The sequence below is a fragment of the Streptomyces sp. NPDC003077 genome (assembly GCF_040611095.1).
In the GTDB taxonomy this organism is placed as follows: Bacteria; Actinomycetota; Actinomycetes; order Streptomycetales; family Streptomycetaceae; genus Streptomyces.
Map to the genome: position 1 here is coordinate 44,093 of NZ_JBEXNM010000053.1, position 18,310 is coordinate 62,402.

Here is an 18,310-nt window from a genome sequence, read left to right on the forward strand (position 1 = left end):
CGGCCGGGGGCACGGTGCCCCCGGCCGCTCGATGCCGCTTCCCGGGATGAACGCCCGGCGTACCGGGTCCGCTCCCGAAAGAGGGACGGCCGGCCCCGCGCGATCCGTTCGCGTGGCCCGGTCGTCAATGTCCGCCCGCGTCACCATCCTTCAGGCGTGCGGCGCGCCGAGCGCCGGCGTCCGTTCCTCGCCCAGCTCGAACCAGATCAGCTTGCCGCCCGTCCCGAGCGTGCCCGTGCCCAGCGAGAAGCCGCCGTAGCTGTCGGCGCAGAGCCGTACGAGACCGAGCCCGCGCCCGTCCTCGGCGCCGAGATCCGGCGGCGGGGCCGCGTCCAGCGCGGGCAGTTCGGGGTTGCCGTCCCATACGCTGACGCGCAGCCGCTCCCCGATCCGCTTGACGCGCACGGAGGCGGAACCTCTGGCGTGGCGGTGCGCGTTGGTGACGAGTTCGGAGGTCAACAGCTCGGCGGTGTCCGCGAATTGCTGCTCGCCGTGTTCTTCGAGGATGAGCCGCAGGACGTGGCGTGCGATGCGCGGGGCACGAGGGTGGTCGGGGATTTCGAGTGCGTAGTCCCAGTCACTGGTCATGCAAGTCTCCGATACGGTGCGGAGTTTGACGCCGTACGTGATCGACGTGCCACACACGGTAGTGGAACGGGTTAGATGGATTCCACCGCTCTGTCGGAATTGTTCACCCCTGGTGCGATCCGGGCGTCAACGCCAGACTGATCGCGAGCGAGGAGAGAGGGGCCATGGCACCCAGAACCACCCCAACAGCCCGACAGCAACGTCTTGGGGCAGAACTCCGCAAACTACGCGAGCGGGCCGGGATGACCGCGCGGGAAGCGGGTGCCCTGCTCGGGGGCAACCAAGCCCGGATCAGCAACATAGAGACCGGGCGGGTGCCCGTCAGCGCCGACCGGGTGCGCACCCTCGCGTCCAACTACGGCTGCGCGGACGAGCCGCTCGTCGACGCCCTCGCCGCCATGACGGGCGGGCGCGCCCGCCACTGGTGGGAGGAGTACCGGGGCGTCCTGCCCGCCGGAATGCTCGACCTCGCCGAACTGGAGCACCACGCCGTCGGGATCCGCACCGCGCAGACCTCCACGATGCCGGGCCTGCTCCAGACCGTGGACCACGCCCGCGCCGTCTTCGGCCAGGCGTGCCCGCCGCTGCCGCCGCACGAGACGGAGCACCGCGTCTCGCACCGCATCAAGCGCCAGGCGGTCCTGTACCGGGACGAACCTCCGGATTACACCGCCGTCCTCCACGAGGCGGCGCTGCGGATGCGGTTCGGCGGGCCCGACATCGCCCGCGCCCAGCTGGCCCACCTCCTGGAGGCGGGCGAACGCGAGAACGTCACCGTCCTGGTGATCCCCTTCAGCGCCGGCGCCTTCCCGGGGTCCGGCCAGACCTTCATGTACGCCCGCGGCCCGGTGCCCCAGCTGGACACCGTCCACCTGGACCAGCCGCACGGCGCCGCGTTCCTGGACGCCGAACCCGAGCGCGTCCAGTACGCCGCCCTGTGGGACCGACTCGCGTCCCTGGCCCTCACGCCCGCGGCCTCCCGCGACTTCGTCCGGGCCATCGCGCGCGAGCTGTGAACGCGGAAACCCCGCACCCGCCGCGCACCTCACCCCCGGACCACCGCCGCGCACCGTCACTCCCGGACCATCCACCGGAGCCGACGAGAGCGTCAGCCTTCACGAACGGCCACGAGCCGCGTCAGACCCGGGCCCGCACACGTACCGGGCCCGCGCCACCCAGCGAACATCCCACCCGGGCCCCGCCACAACCGACGGATCTCGACGGCCCGCACCACGTGACAAACAGCCCGGGCCGGGCCCCGCCGTCCTCGGCGGAGCCCGGCCCGGGCCACCGGCCTCACAGCCGGCCCGCGACCTCCGTCGCCCAGTAGGTGAGGATCATGTTCGCGCCGGCGCGCTTGATGCCCGTCAGGGTCTCCAGGATCGCCGCGTCGCGGTCGATCCAGCCCTTCTCGGCGGCGGCCTCGACCATGGCGTACTCGCCGGAGATCTGGTACGCGGCGACCGGCACGTCCACCGCGTCGGCGATCTTCGCGAGCACGTCCAGGTACGGGAGCGCCGGCTTGACCATGACCATGTCGGCGCCCTCGTCCAGGTCGAGCGCCAGCTCGCGCAGGGACTCGCGGGAGTTCGCGTAGTCCTGCTGGTAGGTCTTGCGGTCGCCCTTGAGGGACGAGCCGACGGCCTCGCGGAAGGGGCCGTAGAAGGCGGAGGAGTACTTCGCCGTGTACGCGAGGATCGAGACGTCCTCGTGGCCGGTCTGGTCCAGCGCGTCGCGGATGACGCCGACCTGGCCGTCCATCATCCCGGAGGGGCCCACGACGTGGGCGCCCGCGTCGGCCTGGACCTGCGCCATCTCGGCGTACCGCTCCAGCGTGGCGTCGTTGTCCACCCGGCCGTCGCCGTCCAGCACGCCGCAGTGGCCGTGGTCGGTGAACTCGTCCAGGCACAGGTCCGACATGATCACCAGGTCGTCGCCGACCTCGGCGCGCACGTCCCGCAGGGCGACCTGGAGGATGCCGTCGGGGTCGGTGCCCGCCGTTCCCGCCGCGTCCTTCTTGGACTCCTCGGGCACGCCGAAGAGCATGATCCCGGAGACCCCGGCGGCGACCGCGTCCACGGCGGCCTTCCGCAGGGTGTCGCGGGTGTGCTGGACGACGCCCGGCATCGAGGCGATCGGCACCGGCTCGGAGACGCCCTCCCGCACGAAGGCGGGGAGGATCAGGTCCGAGGGGTGCACCCGGTGCTCGGCGACCATCCGGCGCATGGCCGGGGTCGTCCGCAGGCGGCGCGGCCGGGCGCCGGGGAAGTTGCCGTACGTACTGCTGCTCACGAGCGAGCCCTCCTACGCGATCCTGGCCGCCGCTCGCTGGGGCGCGTGACCGGGTCCCCGGCCTCGATCGCGGCCAGTCGCCGCGCCGCGCCGAAGTCCGCGAGCGCTTCGGCCAACTTGTGCACCGAGGGCTCGGGCGACATGACGTCCACGCGCAGCCCGTGTTCCTCGGCGGTCTTGGCGGTGGCCGGGCCGATACAGGCGATCACGGTCACGTTGTGCGGCTTGCCGGCGATGCCGACGAGATTGCGGACGGTGGAGGACGAGGTGAACAGCACCGCGTCGAAACCGCCGCCCTTGATGGCCTCCCGGGTCTCGGCCGGCGGCGGCGAGGCGCGCACGGTGCGGTACGCCGTCACGTCGTCCACCTCCCAGCCCAGCTCGATCAGGCCCGCGACCAGTGTTTCGGTCGCGATGTCGGCCCGCGGCAGGAACACGCGGTCGATGGGGTCGAAGACCGGGTCGTACGGCGGCCAGTCCTCCAGCAGACCGGCGGCGGACTGCTCGCCGGACGGCACGAGGTCGGGCTTCACACCGAAGGCGACCAGCGCCTTGGCGGTCTGCTCGCCCACCGCGGCCACCTTGATCCCGGCGAACGCGCGGGCGTCGAGCCCGTACTCCTCGAACTTCTCCCGCACCGCCTTGACGGCGTTGACGGAGGTGAAGGCGATCCACTCGTACCGGCCGGTGACCAGGCCCTTGACCGCGCGCTCCATCTGCTGCGGGGTGCGCGGCGGCTCGACCGCGATGGTCGGCACCTCGTGCGGCACCGCTCCGTAGGAGACGAGCTGGTCGGAGAGCGAGGCGGCCTGCTCCTTCGTGCGCGGTACGAGCACCCGCCAGCCGAACAGCGGCTTGGACTCGAACCACGAAAGCTGGTCCCGCTGCGCCGGGGCGCACCGCTCCCCGACCACGGCTATGACGGGCTGCCCGCCGTCCGGCGAGGGCAGCGCCTTGGCGGCCTTGAGGACCTGCGCGATCGTGCCGAGCGTCGCCGACCAGGTGCGCTGGCGGGTCGTCGTGCCGCCGACCGTGACGCTCATCGGGGTGTCCGGCTTGCGGCCGGCGGTGACGAGTTCGCCGGCCGCCGCGGCCACCGAGTCCAGGGTCGTGGAGACCACGGCGGTGGCGTCGCTGGCGCCGACCTCGGACCAGCAGCGCTCGTCGGCGCTGCGCGCGTCGATGAAGCGGACGTCGGTGCCGTGCTCGTCCCGCAGCGGCACCCCCGCGTACGCGGGCACGCCGACGGCCGCGGCGATGCCGGGCACCACCTCGAAGACGATGCCCTCGGCGGCGCACGCCAGCATCTCCTCGGCGACGTGGGCGTCCAGGCCCGGGTCGCCGGCGACCGCACGCACGACCCGCTTGCCGGTGCGCGCGGCCCCCATGACAAGATTGGCGGTGTCCCGAAGCGCCGGGACGTCGGCCGGGATTGACGCGTCGTCAGCTATGGCCTGCATGGGCGTGTCCACGTTCGCCCGCGCGTGGGCGCGGACGACGTCCAGCACCTGCGGGTCGGCGATCAGCACGTCCGCACGGGCCAGCGCTTCCACGGCACGCAGCGTCAGCAGTCCCGGGTCTCCGGGCCCGGCACCGAGGAAGGTGACCTGGCCCGCAGTGGGGTGGACAGGGGCGGTGGGGTTCAAAGTGCTCGCTCCCCCATAAGACCGGCCGCACCCTTGGCGAGCATCTCGGCGGCGAGTTCACGGCCCATGGAGGCGGGAACCGCGGCGTCGTCCCGGGAGGCGGGTACGTGACCGGTGATGGACAGCTGCACCAGCGTTTCGCCGTCGGTCGTGCCGACGACGCCACGCAGGCGCATTTCGGTGACAGCCTGTCCGTCGTCCTGAAGGTCGGCCAGCGCACCCACGGGTGCGGAGCAGCCGGCCTCCAGGGCGGCGAGCAGGGAACGCTCGGCGGTCACGGCGGCCCGGGTGTGCGGGTCGTCGAGCTCGGCGAGCTGGGCGATCAGGTCCGCGTTGTCCGCGGTGCACTCGATCGCCAGGGCCCCCTGGCCGGGGGCGGGCAAAATCACGTCGGGCGACAGCAGCTGCGTCGCCTCCTGGATGCGGCCGAGACGGGTCAGCCCGGCGGCGGCCAGCACCACCGCGTCCAGCTCGCCCTTCTCGACGAAGCCGAGGCGGGTGTCGATGTTGCCGCGGATCGGAACGGTCTCCACCCGCTTGCCCAGCGCCTTGGCCCAGGCGTTGAGCTGCGCCATGCGGCGCGGCGAGCCGGTGCCCACGCGGGCGCCGTCGGGCAGCTCCTCGAAGGTCAGGCCGTCCCGGGCGACCAGCGCGTCCCGGGGGTCCTCGCGCTCGGGCACGGCGGCCAGCGCCAGGTCCTCCGGCTGCGCGGTGGGCAGGTCCTTCAGGGAGTGCACGGCGAAGTCGATGTCCCCGGCGAGCAGCGCGTCGCGCAGCGCGGAGACGAACACGCCGGTGCCGCCGATCTGCGCGAGGTGCTCGCGGGAGGTGTCGCCGTACGTGGTGATCTCCACCAGTTCCACGGCGCGGCCGGTCGCCGCGCGCACCGCGTCGGCGACCATGCCGGACTGCGCCATGGCGAGCGCGCTGCGCCGGGTGCCCAGGCGCAGCGGCGGAAGAGCGCCGGCGTCCTGGTGCCGCGGCGTCGAGGTGCTGTCGGTCATGCCCGCTCCCGTGCTGTGTCGTGCTGCCGGTCGGTCCGCGCGTCGGCCCGGCTGACGGCGGCCACCGTCTGGGGGTCGAGGTCGAACAGTTCGCGCAGCGCGTCGGCGTACCCGGCGCCGCCGGGCTCGCTGGCGAGCTGCTTCACGCGCACCGTGGGCGCGTGCAGGAGTTTGTCGACCACGCGGCGGACCGTCTGCGTGATCTCCGCGCGCTGCTTGTCGTCCAGGCCCGGCAGCCGGCCGTCCAGCCGGGCCAGCTCGCTGGTCACCACGTCGGCGGCCATGGTGCGCAGCGCGACGACCGTCGGCGTGATGTGCGCGGCGCGCTGCGCGGCGCCGAAGGCGGCGACCTCGTCGGAGACGATGCCGCGCACCTGGTCCACGTCGGCCGCCATCGGCGCGTCGGCGGACGCGGCGGCCAGCGACTCGATGTCGACGAAGTGCGCGCCCTCGATCCCGTGGACCGCGGCGTCGATGTCGCGCGGCATGGCGAGGTCGAGCAGCGCGAGCCCGCCCGCGCCGTTCGCGATCGCCGCCGCGACCTGCTCGCCGGTCAGGACGAGCCCGGTGGCGCCCGTGCAGGACACCACGATGTCCGCGCGCGCCAGCTCGGCGTCGGTGGCGTCCATCGCGACGGCCCGGGCGCGCAGCCCGTTCGCCGCGCCGGGGCCGCCCGGCTCGGTGAGGATCTGGACCAGCCGCTCGGCGCGGGCCGGCGTCCGGTTGGCGACGGTCAGCTCGCTGACGCCGGCGCGCACCAGGGTGGTGGCGGCCAGCGAGGACATCGAGCCGGCGCCGATGACGAGCGCGCGCTTGCCCGCGGCCCACGCCTCCACGTCCTGATCGCCCGCGAGCTGTTCGAGCCCGAAGGTGACCAGCGACTGACCGGCCTTGTCGATCCCGGTCTCGCTGTGCGCCCGCTTGCCGACCCGCAGCGCCTGCTGGAACAGGTCGTTCAGCAGCCGCCCGGCGGTGTGCTGCTCCTGGGCGAGCGCCAGCGCGTCCTTGATCTGGCCGAGGATCTGGCCCTCGCCGACGACCATCGAGTCCAGGCCGCAGGCCACCGAGAAGAGGTGGTGGACGGCCCGGTCCTCGTAGTGGACGTACAGGTGGGGCGTCAGCTCGTCCAGACTCGCCCCGCCGTGGTGGGCGAGGAGGGTGGACAGCTCGGCGACACCGGCGTGGAACTTGTCCACGTCGGCGTACAGCTCGATCCGGTTGCAGGTCGAGAGCACCGCGGCCTCGGCGGCCGGCTCCGCGGAGACGGTCTCCTGGAGCAGCTTGCCGCGCACCTCGGGGGCGAGGGCGGCGCGCTCCAGGACGCTCACGGGGGCCGTGCGGTGGCTCAGCCCGACGACCAGGAGGCTCATGCGCGCACCTCTCTCCGTACGGCGTGGGTCCCCCGGGTGGTGGTGGTCCGGTCCTGGGCGGTCATGCCGGCATCACGGCGGGCATGTCCCCGTCAGGTCCCTTGCGCTCGGTCGCGGGCGCACTCGAACGGGCCGGCGCGGGCGGCGGCGCCTCGTGCCCCGCGTCCTCACCGGCCTTGCGCTGCTCGTGGAAGGCCAGGATCTGCAGCTCTATCGACAGATCGACCTTGCGCACGTCCACGCCGTCCGGGACGGTCAGCACCGTCGGCGCGAAGTTCAGGATGGAGGTCACACCGGCCGCCACCAGGCGGTCGCAGACCTGCTGGGCCGCGCCCGCGGGGGTGGCGATGACGCCGATCGAGACCCCGTTGTCGGCGATGATCTGCTCCAGCTCGTCCGTGTGCTGGACGGCGATCCCCGCGACCGGCTTGCCCGCCATGGCCGGGTCGGCATCTATCAGCGCCGCGACGCGGAAGCCGCGGGAGGCGAAGCCGCCGTAGTTGGCGAGCGCCGCGCCGAGGTTGCCGATGCCGACGATGACGACCGGCCAGTCCTGGGTCAGGCCCAGCTCGCGGGAGATCTGGTAGACGAGGTACTCCACGTCGTAGCCGACGCCCCGGGTCCCGTACGACCCGAGGTAGGAGAAGTCCTTACGCAGCTTGGCGGAGTTGACCCCCGCCGCCGCGGCCAGCTCCTCGGAGGAGACCGTGGGCACCGAGCGCTCGGAGAGCGCGGTCAGCGCGCGCAGGTACAGCGGAAGCCGGGCGACGGTGGCCTCGGGAATCCCTCGGCTTCGGGTCGCCGGTCGGTGAGTTCGGCCAGTTGCCACGGTGCTCCTGCGGGTAGAGCGAGGCTGTGGGCGGCACCTCGTCCCAGGACCGCCCCGTCGAACGCAGGCTATGCCTTTGTGAACGCGTGCACAAAGATGGTGTCCGCTTTGTCCCGGCAAAGTGACCGGTGTCACGCGGCTTTTGCGGCAGTTCGTGGAACCAACTCCCGCATCACACCGTTCACACATTTCACTCTGATAACGGAGGTGCGCTGACGGGAGCACGCGCCCTCACTCCTCACCGTTATGCCCCCGGACACCTACAAATCGCCCATCGATGGTAAGCGACCGCGCCCCTTACCCGAACCCTTGTGCAGTGCGCACCCGGCCACACCTGAGGGCCGGGCAGGCCCTTTTCCGCCGTCCGGATCATGGCCGCGCGGGGCCGGCGGCCGGTCGAGCTCCCTCGGGGGCGCCGCCCCACCGCTCCGATGGACGAGGCCCCGGCATCGTACGGACGTCCGTACCGTTCGAGCGGGCGGGCGCCCGTCCCCCTGAAGACCCAGATGCACAATGGCGGGCATGGCTCCCCTCTTCGGCCGCGGCCCGCGCAAGAACCCCGCCGACCGCCTCGTCACCCTCATCGGCAAACCCGGCTGCCACCTGTGCGACACCGCCCAGGAAGTGATCGAGAAGGTCTGCGCCGAGACCGGCGCCTCCTGGGAGAAGAAGGACATCACCCAGGACGCGGAACTCCACCACAAGTACTGGGAACAGATCCCGGTCGTCCTGGTGGACGGCGCCCAGCACGACTTCTGGCGCGTGGATCCGCAGCGCCTGCGCAAGGCCCTGGGGGCCTGAGGCCCCGGACGCGCGCCCGTCCTTCACGGCGGCCATCCACAGCGTTCGCGTCGACGGCGGCCCGCTCGCCCGCTTGCCCGCTCACGCGCAACGGCGGCGACCCCGCCCCGTCCGCGACGGCGGCGATCCACCGCGTCCGTAACAGCGACGATCCACCGCGTCCGTACGACCACCCGGCGGCCCGCTCAAGGCCCCGACCGGCCGGGAAACGGACCCGTCCGGCCCTCGCCTCCCCGGTCCACCCCGGGCCCCGCCACAGCCGTCACCGAACCGTCGGCTCCTCCAGGCGTCCCGGACATACGGCCGTAACCGGAAGCACCGAACGGACTGGCTAGGCTAGCTGCATGGCCCATCCGTCGCCCGACCACCGTCCCGGCAGGAGTCCCCTCAGCCGGTCCGTCCCGACGGGGTGGTTGCCCCGCCGCCGGCGGGCCGCCACCGCGCGCAGCGTGCTGGCCGGCGAGGCCGCGGCCGAGGCCGCGCGCAAGACCTCGCAGGAGGCGCCACCCGCCGAGGAGCGGGCCGGCGAGGAACCGGAGTTCCCGGTCATCGGCGACGTCGCCGCCGCGGCGTTCTTCGACCTCGACAACACCGTCATGCAGGGCGCCGCCCTCTTCCACTTCGGCCGCGGCCTCTACAAGCGCCACTTCTTCCACAAGCGCGACCTCCTGCGCTTCGCCTGGCAGCAGATCTACTTCCGGCTGGCGGGCTCGGAGAACCCCGAGCACATGCAGGACGTCCGCAACAGCGCGCTGTCCATCGTGCAGGGCCACCGCGTCTCCGAGCTGATGACCATCGGCGAGGAGATCTACGACGAGTACATGGCCGAGCGCGTCTGGCCGGGCACCCGCGCCCTGGCCCAGGCCCACCTGGACGCCGGGCAGAAGGTCTGGCTGGTCACCGCGGCCCCGGTCGAGACCGCGACGATCATCGCCCGCCGCCTGGGCCTGACCGGCGCGCTGGGCACCGTCGCGGAATCGGTGGGCGGCGTCTACACGGGCCGGCTGGTGGGCGAGCCGCTGCACGGGCCCGCCAAGGCCGAGGCCGTCCGGGCGCTGGCCGCCGCCGAGGGGCTGGACCTGTCCCGCTGCGCCGCGTACAGCGACTCCGCCAACGACATCCCGATGCTCTCCCTGGTCGGCCACCCGCACGCCATCAACCCCGACAGCCGCCTGCGCAAGCACGCCCGCGAACAGGGCTGGCGGCTGCGCGACTACCGGACGGGCCGCAAGGCCGCCCGGATCGGCATCCCGGCCGCGGCCGGGGTGGGGGCGCTGGCGGGCGGCGCCGCCGCGGCGGTCGCCGTCCAGCGCCGCCGCCGCTGAACCGGGCGCCCCAGAGCCCACCGGGGCCGCCGACACGCGCGGCCGGACCCGCCCGCACGATCGGGTCCGGCCCGCCCGCGGCACCCGCCCTGGCGAAACCCCCGCCGGCCGTCCGCCCGCCTCGGCGCGGCCGGCCTCCGTGCCGCGCGCGCGACCCGGCGCCCGGCACCGCGTCGACGCACAGGCGCGCGGTCCGCCACCCCCACCACCGGCGCCGAACGCTCCGCTGACTTTCCGTCACCGCCGCGGCGGCCGTTCACCCCTGGGACGACCACGCCCGATCACGGTCGGCTACCCCGCATTCGCCCCCGCCAGTCGCGTTGCTTTCAGTACGCCACAACACGCCCCGCAACCTGGCAAATCGCCCTGCTTTCCGATCAAAACCTGCACTCCATCCGATACTTGATCGGACATCAATCCATACCTAACCGGAAGTAATCGACGATTTGAGCAACTGGGTGTAGCGCTGCCTATACGAAGCGTTATTCTCCTCAGACGCAAACCGGTACCCACACGTCCCTACGACGAGTGAATGGGTCCCGCACTGCACGTGATGAAAGCTCTGCCTCTGGGAGTCCCGTGTACCCACACGTCGGGGTTGACGCCTCGGGCCTGGCTACGCTGCGTACGGCACTCGTCGCCCACCTGCGCGGTTTTGTCCCCGCGGCGCACGCCGCCCCCGCATTCGCCGCGGCCGTCCCCGCCGGCCCCTGCTACGCCCTGGCCGACGGGAGCGCCGCGGTGGGCAGCAAGACCGGCGGCAGAACGCGGCGCGCCGGCGCGCCCGCCGCCCGGCGCCCCGCCGACAGCGACAGCCGTCGCATGATGGACCTCGTCGAACGCGCCCAGTCGGGCGAGGCCGAAGCCTTCGGCCGCCTCTACGACCAGTACGCCGACACGGTCTACCGCTACATCTACTACCGCGTCGGCGGCCGGGCCACGGCCGAGGACCTCACCAGCGAGACCTTCCTCCGTGCCCTGCGCCGCATCGGCACCTTCACCTGGCAGGGCCGGGACTTCGGCGCCTGGCTCGTCACCATCGCCCGCAATCTGGTCGCCGACCACTTCAAGTCCTCCCGTTTCCGCCTGGAAGTCACCACCGGCGAGATGCTCGACGCCAATGAGGTCGAGCGCAGCCCCGAGGACTCCGTCCTGGAATCGCTCTCGAACGCCGCGCTGCTGGAGGCGGTACGCAAGCTCAACCCCCAACAGCAGGAGTGCGTCACGCTGCGGTTCCTCCAGGGGCTGTCGGTCGCCGAGACAGCGCGCGTCATGGGGAAGAACGAGGGCGCGATCAAAACCCTCCAGTATCGTGCGGTGCGCACCCTGGCCCGGCTGCTCCCGGACGATGCCCGCTGACCGAACACGATCGAACATGACCGTGACCGGCCGTCCGGTGTGCTCATGGTGAGCGCGTAACCCAAGTGCCGCGCCACTCGTTGAGCGGGATGCAGGCTCCCTGTGGTCACGCCCCGCTCGCACGATCTCACTCCTTCGAGTGGATACGAACGAGGCGTGCAACCTTCCGACCCATCTGGATAGTCAAGCCAGTCCCGGGAGTCACGAGGGATGACGAGAGGATGGTGCCGACCGTGATCGCGAACGTATCGGTGCACCGGAGGGCCACCGCCTTCGCCCAGGCTCTGGAGGACCAGGACGCCCACGGCGAAGTGGCCGAGGCCCAGGACGGCACACCGGCGGAAGCGCCCGCGGGGGCGAGGATGCTGGCGGTCGCCGACGGCCTCGCACAGCTCCCGAGGCCCGAGCTGGACATCGAGGTCAAGACCGTCCAGCGGGCTCAGCTCCTCGCCGCGATGGAGGCCGCCTTCGCCGAGGGCGGCGCCCCCGACGGCGGCGCCCGCGTCCCCCAGCAGCGCGCGGCCCGCGGCGCGCACCGCGCCGCCCGGACGCTCGGTCGGCTCCGCCCCAGGTCCCGCCTGACCAAGGGGCTCGCCGCGGGCGGGCTGACGGTCGGCGTGGCGGCCGGCGCCTTCGGCGGAGTGGCCGCCGCCAGCTCGGACGCCCTCCCCGGCGACTCGCTGTACGGGCTCAAGCGCGGCATGGAGGACCTCAAGCTCAACCTGGCCGACGACGACTCCGCCCGCGGCCGTCTCCTGCTCGACCAGGCCTCCACGCGCCTCCAGGAGGCGAACCGCCTCATGGAGCGCACCCGCGCCGGCGACCTCGACCACGAATCGCTGGCCGAGGTCCGCCGGGCGCTCTCCGGCGTCAAGCAGGACGCCTCCGAGGGCCACCGCCTGCTGCACAACGAGTACGAGCGGGACGGCTCGCTCGGCCCCATCCAGGCGCTGAACTCCTTCACCCGGTCCCACCGCGGCAGCTGGACGCGCCTGCGCGACCGCCTCCCGGAGCAGCTCACGGACGTGCGCGACGACGTCAGCTCGGTCATGGACGCGATGGACGAAGAGGTCGACCCGCTGCGTCCCCTGCTGCCCGAGCACCCGGAGGGTGCCACGAGCCACGGCGCGGGACACGCCGCGACACCGCGCGGCGCGGCGGACCGCTCGACGCGCCCGCACCCGGCCGGCAGCACACCCGCCTCCCACGGCCCGGCCCGCGACGCGCACCGGCCGCGGCCGTCCGGCTCGTCGCCGTCCCAGGACGATGGGCTACTCGGCGGCGGCACGGGCGGGCTGCTCGATCCCCCGACCGAGCACAGCACCCCGGCCGGCTCGGACGACGGCAAGGGCGGCGACGAGCCGACCCTGCCCCAGCCCGATGTGACGCTCCCGCCGCTGTTCCCGGAGCTGCTGCCGAATCTGGGCATCGACGGCCAGAAGAAGCCCTGAGCACGGACGGCTGATCGGGACGTCCGAGACGGTTGATCGGGACGTTGGAGACAGCTGATCGGGACGTTGGAAACGGGCCGGAGGCGAGGTGCCTCCGGCCCGTCGGCGTACCCGGCCGTTCCCGAGGGCGCGTCAGAAGAAGACCGACCGGCGCTGCACCAGCAGGGTGTACAGCGTGTGCTGAATCGTTTCGCGCACCTGGTCCGTCAGGTTGAACATCAGCATCGGGTCGTCCGCCGCCTCCGGCGGATACCCGTCCGTCGGGATCGGCTCGCCGAACTGGATCGTCCACTTGGTCGGCAGCGGCACCGCCCCCAGCGGCCCCAGCCAGGGGAACGTCGGCGTGATCGGGAAGTACGGGAAGCCCAGCACCCGCGCCAGGGTCTTCGCGTTCCCGATCATCGGGTAGATCTCCTCCGCGCCCACGATCGAGCACGGCACGATCGGCACCCCGGCCCGCAGCGCCGTGGAGACGAAGCCGCCGCGACCGAAGCGCTGGAGCTTGTAGCGGTCCGCGAAGGGCTTCCCGATCCCCTTGAACCCCTCCGGCATCACCCCGACGACCTCGCCGCGCTCCAGCAGCCGCTGCGCGTCCTCCGCGCAGGCCAGGGTGTGCCCGGCCTTCCGGGCCAGTTCGTTGATCACCGGCAGGACGAACACCAGGTCGGCGGCGAGCAGCCGCAGGTGCCGCCCGGCGGGGTGCCGGTCGTGCACGGCCACCTGGAGCATCAGCCCGTCCAACGGCAACGTTCCCGAATGGTTGGCGACGATCAGCGCCCCGCCCTCGGACGGGATGTTCTCGACGCCCTTCACCTCCACCCGGAAGTACTTCTCGAAGAACGGCCGCAGCAACGACATCAGGACCTGGTCGGTCAGCTCCTCGTCGTAACCGAAGTCGTCGACCTCGTACTCGCCGGTGAGGCGACGGCGCAGGAAGCTCAGCCCGCCCGCGAGCCGCTGCTCCCAGGACGGCCGCGGCTCCGGGCGCGGGGGCTCCGGGGCCTCCCGGCGCGCCGGCGGGACGGGCGCCAGCCCGGCGCCGCGCCGCGAACGCCCCAACCGCCCGACCTTCGACCGCGACCGGGGCTCGTCGCCGAAGGGAATGACCTTGGCGTCCGCCATCGTGGGTGAACTCCTCACTGGGTCGGGCCGCCGTGCGCGGGGAGCAGCGCGGCGAGCCGGTCGACGGTACGGGCGAGCGCCTCGGGGGGCAGCAGTCCGGGGACGCGGCTGCGGGTGAACTCCGCGAACGTCTCCGCCGTGGTGTATTTCGGGTGGAAACCCAGTGTCTCGCGCATCTGCGTGGTCTGGACGACCCGCCCGTGCGTGAGCATCCGGATCTGCTCCGGCGAGAAGTCGGTGATGCCCAGCGCGCGCAGCACCGAGCCCGCCCAGGTGACGGTGGGCAGGAACAGCGGCAGCGTGGGCCGCCCCAGCCGCCGCGAGCACTGGGAGAGCAGGACGGCGCCGTCGCCCGCGATGTTGAACGTGCCGCTGTTGAGCGTGCCGCGCCGCGGAGTGGAGGCGGCCATCCGCAGCGCCTCGATCGCGTCGTCCTCGTGCACGAACTGGAGCCGCGGGTCGTAGCCGAAGACCGTGGGCAGGACGGGCAGCGAGAAGTACTCGGCGAGCGGGGAGTCCGCGCACGGCCCGAGGATGTTGGCGAACCGCAGCACGCACACCGCCACGTCCGGCCGGCGCCGGGCGAAACCGCGGACGTAGCCCTCGACCTCCACCGCGTCCTTGGCGAATCCGCCGCTGGGCAGCGACTTCGGCGCCGTGGTCTCATCGAAGACCGCGGGGTCGCGCGGCGCGGAGCCGTACACGTTGGCGCTGGACTTCACCACCAGGCGCTTGAGCTTCGGTGCCTTCTGACAGGCGCCGAGGAGCTGCATCGTCCCTATGACGTTGACTTCCTTGACGGACCCGCGGCTGCCGCGGTGGCCCAGGGGCGTGCCGTTGATGTCCATGTGGACGACGGTGTCCACACCGGTCTCGGCGAGGACCTTGGCAATGGCTGGTTGCCGTATGTCGGCCCGGAGGAATTCCGCGCCGCCCAAATGGTGTTCCGGCGGTTCCGCGTCGACGCCGATCACCCGATCGACATCGGGGTCGCGCTGGATACGTCGTACGAACCGGCCCCCAAGCTGGCGTGCGACTCCGGTGACGAGCACGACCTTGCCCAAGATCAGCCCTTCTTTCTCGCCCTTGCCCTCAGCCTTGTTCTCGTTCTCGCCCTCGCCCCGGCATTCGCTCCCGCACGCGCTTTCGCTTTCGTGCGGGCCTTCGCTTTCGCTCGCGCGGGTGCCTTCGCTCTCGCGCGTGGCTGCGCTCTGGCTTCCGCTCCTGCTTTCGCCGGGCCGGGCTGTGGCCGCCACGCTATCCGCTCGTTGTTGCGCTGTGATGACCGCGTGCTGCGCTGAGCGACATTTCAAGCCTTGGCCTTCGTTTGCCGGTGGATCTCGGCCGTCTGTTCGCGGGGGCCGTGGGGGCTGCGCGGCTCGGGCGGGGCGGGGGTGCCAAGGAGAGTCCGGCTGATGGTCGGCTTCGTGGGCGTGACGAACCGTTTCCCGGGGTGCGAAGGAGCGTTTCGGCGGGGCGGTGGTCCGGGGCGGGAGAAACGCGGCCCCGATCTGCCGCCCACCGAGTGCGGCCCCGGGTGGCTTTCCGGGCCGGCCTCCCCCGGCCTCTCGGCCCGCCCGTAAACGCACCGCAGCCCCTCACCGCGCCAAGGCGGTGAGGGGCTGCGAAGTCGCGATCAGTGCCGCTTACTTCTTGTTGCGACGCTGAACACGGGTGCGCTTGAGCAGCTTGCGGTGCTTCTTCTTGGCCATCCGCTTGCGCCGCTTCTTGATAACAGAGCCCACGACTACCCTCGCTCACTTCGAATCACTCGGTGCGGGGCGTCCGAGCCCACACTACCTACATCGGGCCAGCCTACCCGGCGATGAGCCAACGGCGTAATCCGAGGGTCCCGCCCGGGCTCATCAGGCCGACTCCACCCCCACATAGGACTCACGGAGGTAGTCGTGCACCGCTTGCTCCGGAACCCTGAACGACCTCCCCACTCGGATCGCGGGCAGATGACCACTGTGCACCAAGCGGTACACGGTCATCTTCGACACTCGCATGACCGTGGCAACTTCGGCCACGGTAAGGAACACGACCTCATTCAGAGGCCTTTGCTCTGCAGCCATGACACACCTGAACCTTCCGCACATGACGGGCACCGGCTTCCCCTCCGGTGACTCCCCGTCGCTGTGCGCTCACTCCCCAGGTTAGGGGCGGGTGATGCGAGTGGGGAAGAGGAGCAGCGATCGACCGCCTACTGTGACAGACACGCTCGATTGAGTACATAGCGAGTAAGCGGTCGGTAGTAATCAGACCGCACAGCGTCATCAAGCGGAACTACGGCGGACACCCGCCCCTCGGCCTGTCCGACGAACAGCGCCGGATCGTCCGTATCCGCCAGGCCGATGGCCTCAAAGCCCAGCTGACCTGCTCCGCAGACCCAGCCGTGGTCCCCGATGACCAGCTCGGGAAGAGGGCCTGGAGCGTCTGCGGCGGCGTCGAGGGCGGTACGAACCGGGAGGGGGGAGTGCGTGTGCACGCCGGGCTCGTTCGGGGTGCGCCGCACGCCTGGTTCGCGCATCAGCGCGACTCCCCGTACGTAGACAAGGTTGTACGTGCGTACCCCGAATCGGGTCGCTATGTCGACACATTCGCCATACGCCGGTGTGAGGACGGGGCATCCCGCCGCCGACAAGGCGTCCGCCAATGCGGCGTAGAAGCCGAGGAGACGGTGCGGGTGACCGGTCCCGAGGAGCACGGGGGCCCGCCGCGCCGCCGCCGCGCCGACACGCTCCGCGAACATCTCCAGGCCCGCGATCGTACGGTCGGGATCAATCACATCCGGGCCGGAAATGTGGCCTGGATCGACTGAAACCCCGCACTTGTCACCCATCAACCGCAACACTTCACTCGTCCGCCACTCCCCGTCCGGCTCCAGGCCGATCCGGACACGCGGGTCGCCCGCCGCGAACAGCCGGTACCGCATCAGGCTCTTCTCACGCGCGGTGGCGATCCGGCCGGCCAGCCGCGACGCGACCAGGTGCGCGCGCAGCGCCTCGTGGTCTGTCTCCGTGCCTCGCACGCGGCCCATGGTGGCCCGCGGCAGCCGGGTTTCCGCACGAACCGGCTGGTAGTCACACATCCGTGGGGGTTGCGCGGGCTCCATGGGGCTGGCGGTGGTTCCTGCTTCGCGCGTTGCGGGCCGACCGCGAAGGGCTGCTGCCGATCGTCTACGGGAGCAGGCCGTGGGCCGGGAAGACGGCTCGGCGCGTCGCCAGCACCGCCTGGTCGACGCGGTCCGCCGGGTCGTACCCGCCGTCCGAGAAGTCCCGCCAGTGGGCCTCGCGGCCGTCCGTCATCCGCCGCGGGGCCGACTGCCGGGTGCGCCGGTAGACCTCGTGCCGCCAGTCCTCGGGCGTCGCCGCGCCCGGGTCGATCGGGCGACCGGCGGCGATGCCGACGAGGTGGGTCCAGCTGCGCGGAACGACGTCCACCACCGCGTACCCGCCCCCGCCGAGCGCCATCCAGCGGCCTTCCGCGTAGGCGTGGGCGAGGTCGTGGCAGGTGGCCGCGACCGAGCGCTGCGCGTCCACACTGACGGCCAGATGGGCGAGCGGGTCCTCGAAGTGGGTGTCCGCGCCGTGCTGGGTGACGAGGACGTCCGGCTGGAAGGCCCCCAGCAGCTCCGGAACCACCGCGTGGAAGGCACGCAGCCAGCCCTCGTCGACCGTGCCGGCCGGCAGCGCCACATTGACCGCGCTTCCCCGGGCGCGCTCGCCACCGGTCTCCTCGGGCCAGCCGGTCTGGGGGAAAAGAGTGCGTGGGTGCTCGTGCAGGGAGATGGTCAGCACGCGCGGGTCGTCCCAGAAGGCCGCCTGGACGCCGTCCCCGTGGTGGACGTCCACGTCGACGTACGCGACCCGTGACGCCCCCAGTTCCAGCAGCCGGGCGATGGCCAGCGCGGCGTCGTTGTAGACGCAGAAACCGGAGGCCCCGCCCGGCATCGCGTGGTGGAGGCCGCCGGCAAAATTCACGGCGTGCAGGGCATCCCCCCGCCAGACCGCTTCCGCGGCTCCGACCGATTGCCCCGCGATCAGTGCCGAGGCGCTGTGCATGCCGGTGAACGCCGGAACGTCCGCGGTGCCCAGTCCGTACGAAGTCTCAGCGGCTGCCTTCGGATCGGCGGAGGCCCGGCGGACCGCCTCGATGTAGTCCGCCCGGTGCACCAACCGCAAGGTGGAGTCCCCGGCCGGCGGGGCCGCCACCACCTCCATGGGCCCTTGGTGCAGGCCGTACGCCTCCACCAGGCGCATCGTCAGGGCAAGGCGTACGGGATCCATCGGGTGGCCCGGGCCGAAGTCGTAACCCGTCACCGCCTCGTCCCACATCAGTTGTGCGTGGCCGCTCATGGGCGTCACCGTATCGGGCCCACCGCGGTGATGACCGCACAAATACAAGAAAGCCCCGCCGGTTGCCCGGCGGGGCTTTCTTCAAAAATTGTTCGGCGGCGTCCTACTCTCCCACAAAGTCCCCTCTGCAGTACCATCGGCGCTGAAAGGCTTAGCTTCCGGGTT

General features: G+C 72.1%; 17 protein-coding genes and 1 rRNA gene. 5 read left to right on the forward strand and 13 right to left on the reverse strand.

Annotated features, from left to right (window positions below; genetic code table 11):
- Positions 1-150: 150 nt before the first annotated feature.
- Complete coding sequence (locus ABZX96_RS28230; RefSeq protein ID WP_355549797.1) at positions 151-588, reverse strand: ATP-binding protein; 438 nt, start codon at positions 586-588, stop codon at positions 151-153.
- A gap of 164 nt (positions 589-752) precedes the next feature.
- On the opposite strand from ABZX96_RS28230, the gene ABZX96_RS28235 reads away from it, so the two are divergent.
- On the forward strand, positions 753-1,604 hold the full coding sequence (locus ABZX96_RS28235) for a helix-turn-helix transcriptional regulator (protein ID WP_355549798.1): 852 nt from the start codon (positions 753-755) through the stop codon (positions 1,602-1,604).
- A gap of 280 nt (positions 1,605-1,884) precedes the next feature.
- On the opposite strand, the gene hemB is transcribed toward ABZX96_RS28235, so the two are convergent.
- The 5 genes from hemB to ABZX96_RS28260 all read right to left on the reverse strand — a co-directional run bounded on the left by hemB (position 1,885) and on the right by ABZX96_RS28260 (position 7,729).
- Positions 1,885-2,880, reverse strand: a complete 996-nt coding sequence (gene hemB / locus ABZX96_RS28240) for a porphobilinogen synthase (protein WP_355549799.1) — start codon at positions 2,878-2,880, stop codon at positions 1,885-1,887.
- Entirely contained in the window at positions 2,877-4,526 is a 1,650-nt protein-coding gene (locus ABZX96_RS28245) for a bifunctional uroporphyrinogen-III C-methyltransferase/uroporphyrinogen-III synthase (RefSeq protein WP_355549800.1), read from the reverse strand. Before ABZX96_RS28245 ends, hemB begins: the two co-directional genes overlap by 4 nt.
- Complete coding sequence (gene hemC, locus ABZX96_RS28250; RefSeq protein ID WP_355549801.1) at positions 4,523-5,530, reverse strand: hydroxymethylbilane synthase; 1,008 nt, start codon at positions 5,528-5,530, stop codon at positions 4,523-4,525. Before hemC ends, ABZX96_RS28245 begins: the two co-directional genes overlap by 4 nt.
- Entirely contained in the window at positions 5,527-6,900 is a 1,374-nt protein-coding gene (locus ABZX96_RS28255; protein WP_355549803.1) for a glutamyl-tRNA reductase, read from the reverse strand. Before ABZX96_RS28255 ends, hemC begins: the two co-directional genes overlap by 4 nt.
- A gap of 61 nt (positions 6,901-6,961) precedes the next feature.
- Positions 6,962-7,729 carry a redox-sensing transcriptional repressor Rex gene (locus tag ABZX96_RS28260; RefSeq protein WP_355549805.1) on the reverse strand — a complete coding sequence of 256 codons (768 nt, stop codon included), beginning with the start codon at positions 7,727-7,729 and terminating at the stop codon, positions 6,962-6,964.
- A 522-nt stretch (positions 7,730-8,251) separates the two neighbouring features.
- Between ABZX96_RS28260 and ABZX96_RS28265 the strand changes: the two genes are divergently transcribed.
- From ABZX96_RS28265 to ABZX96_RS28280, 4 genes are all read left to right on the forward strand, one after another.
- On the forward strand, positions 8,252-8,530 hold the full coding sequence (locus tag ABZX96_RS28265; RefSeq protein WP_355549807.1) for a glutaredoxin family protein: 279 nt from the start codon (positions 8,252-8,254) through the stop codon (positions 8,528-8,530).
- A 344-nt stretch (positions 8,531-8,874) separates the two neighbouring features.
- Positions 8,875-9,855 (forward strand): HAD-IB family hydrolase, encoded by a 981-nt coding sequence (locus tag ABZX96_RS28270; protein WP_355549809.1) that lies wholly within the window; start codon positions 8,875-8,877, stop codon positions 9,853-9,855.
- 579 nt (positions 9,856-10,434) lie between these two features.
- Entirely contained in the window at positions 10,435-11,214 is a 780-nt protein-coding gene (locus tag ABZX96_RS28275) for an ECF subfamily RNA polymerase sigma factor, BldN family (RefSeq protein ID WP_355549811.1), read from the forward strand.
- Positions 11,215-11,447: 233 nt separating this feature from the next.
- Positions 11,448-12,665 (forward strand): DUF5667 domain-containing protein, encoded by a 1,218-nt coding sequence (locus ABZX96_RS28280; RefSeq protein WP_355549813.1) that lies wholly within the window; start codon positions 11,448-11,450, stop codon positions 12,663-12,665.
- Between the two features lie 132 nt (positions 12,666-12,797).
- Here the strand turns inward: ABZX96_RS28280 and ABZX96_RS28285 are convergent, their stop codons facing one another.
- The 7 genes from ABZX96_RS28285 to rrf all read right to left on the reverse strand — a co-directional run.
- Entirely contained in the window at positions 12,798-13,787 is a 990-nt protein-coding gene (locus tag ABZX96_RS28285) for a lysophospholipid acyltransferase family protein (RefSeq protein WP_355549815.1), read from the reverse strand.
- Positions 13,788-13,801: 14 nt separating this feature from the next.
- Positions 13,802-14,851 (reverse strand): NAD-dependent epimerase/dehydratase family protein, encoded by a 1,050-nt coding sequence (locus ABZX96_RS28290; protein WP_355549817.1) that lies wholly within the window; start codon positions 14,849-14,851, stop codon positions 13,802-13,804.
- A 582-nt stretch (positions 14,852-15,433) separates the two neighbouring features.
- A complete protein-coding gene (locus tag ABZX96_RS28295) occupies positions 15,434-15,532 on the reverse strand; it encodes an AURKAIP1/COX24 domain-containing protein (RefSeq protein WP_003948845.1) in 99 nt (32 codons plus the stop codon).
- A 120-nt stretch (positions 15,533-15,652) separates the two neighbouring features.
- Positions 15,653-15,862 (reverse strand): helix-turn-helix domain-containing protein, encoded by a 210-nt coding sequence (locus tag ABZX96_RS28300; protein ID WP_051831566.1) that lies wholly within the window; start codon positions 15,860-15,862, stop codon positions 15,653-15,655.
- A gap of 128 nt (positions 15,863-15,990) precedes the next feature.
- Positions 15,991-16,827, reverse strand: a complete 837-nt coding sequence (locus ABZX96_RS28305; protein ID WP_355549828.1) for a phosphatase — start codon at positions 16,825-16,827, stop codon at positions 15,991-15,993.
- A 139-nt stretch (positions 16,828-16,966) separates the two neighbouring features.
- Positions 16,967-18,145, reverse strand: coding sequence for an acetoin utilization protein AcuC (locus tag ABZX96_RS28310; RefSeq protein WP_355549819.1), 1,179 nt, complete (start codon positions 18,143-18,145; stop codon positions 16,967-16,969).
- Between the two features lie 90 nt (positions 18,146-18,235).
- Positions 18,236-18,310: ribosomal RNA gene (rrf, locus tag ABZX96_RS28315) — 5S ribosomal RNA — on the reverse strand; the annotation flags it as partial.

Bases quoted from the DNA above. Each gene is read 5' to 3' on its own strand.
- ABZX96_RS28230 (WP_355549797.1), bottom strand. From the start codon at position 588: ATGACCAGTGACTGGGACTACGCACTCGAAATCCCCGACCACCCTCGT.
- ABZX96_RS28235 (WP_355549798.1), top strand. From the start codon at position 753: ATGGCACCCAGAACCACCCCAACAGCCCGACAGCAACGTCTTGGGGCA.
- hemC (WP_355549801.1), bottom strand. From the start codon at position 5,530: ATGACCGACAGCACCTCGACGCCGCGGCACCAGGACGCCGGCGCTCTT.
- ABZX96_RS28255 (WP_355549803.1), bottom strand. From the start codon at position 6,900: ATGAGCCTCCTGGTCGTCGGGCTGAGCCACCGCACGGCCCCCGTGAGC.
- ABZX96_RS28265 (WP_355549807.1), top strand. From the start codon at position 8,252: ATGGCTCCCCTCTTCGGCCGCGGCCCGCGCAAGAACCCCGCCGACCGC.
- ABZX96_RS28270 (WP_355549809.1), top strand. From the start codon at position 8,875: ATGGCCCATCCGTCGCCCGACCACCGTCCCGGCAGGAGTCCCCTCAGC.
- ABZX96_RS28285 (WP_355549815.1), bottom strand. From the start codon at position 13,787: ATGGCGGACGCCAAGGTCATTCCCTTCGGCGACGAGCCCCGGTCGCGG.
- ABZX96_RS28300 (WP_051831566.1), bottom strand. From the start codon at position 15,862: ATGGCTGCAGAGCAAAGGCCTCTGAATGAGGTCGTGTTCCTTACCGTG.
- ABZX96_RS28305 (WP_355549828.1), bottom strand. From the start codon at position 16,827: ATGGGCCGCGTGCGAGGCACGGAGACAGACCACGAGGCGCTGCGCGCG.
- ABZX96_RS28310 (WP_355549819.1), bottom strand. From the start codon at position 18,145: ATGAGCGGCCACGCACAACTGATGTGGGACGAGGCGGTGACGGGTTAC.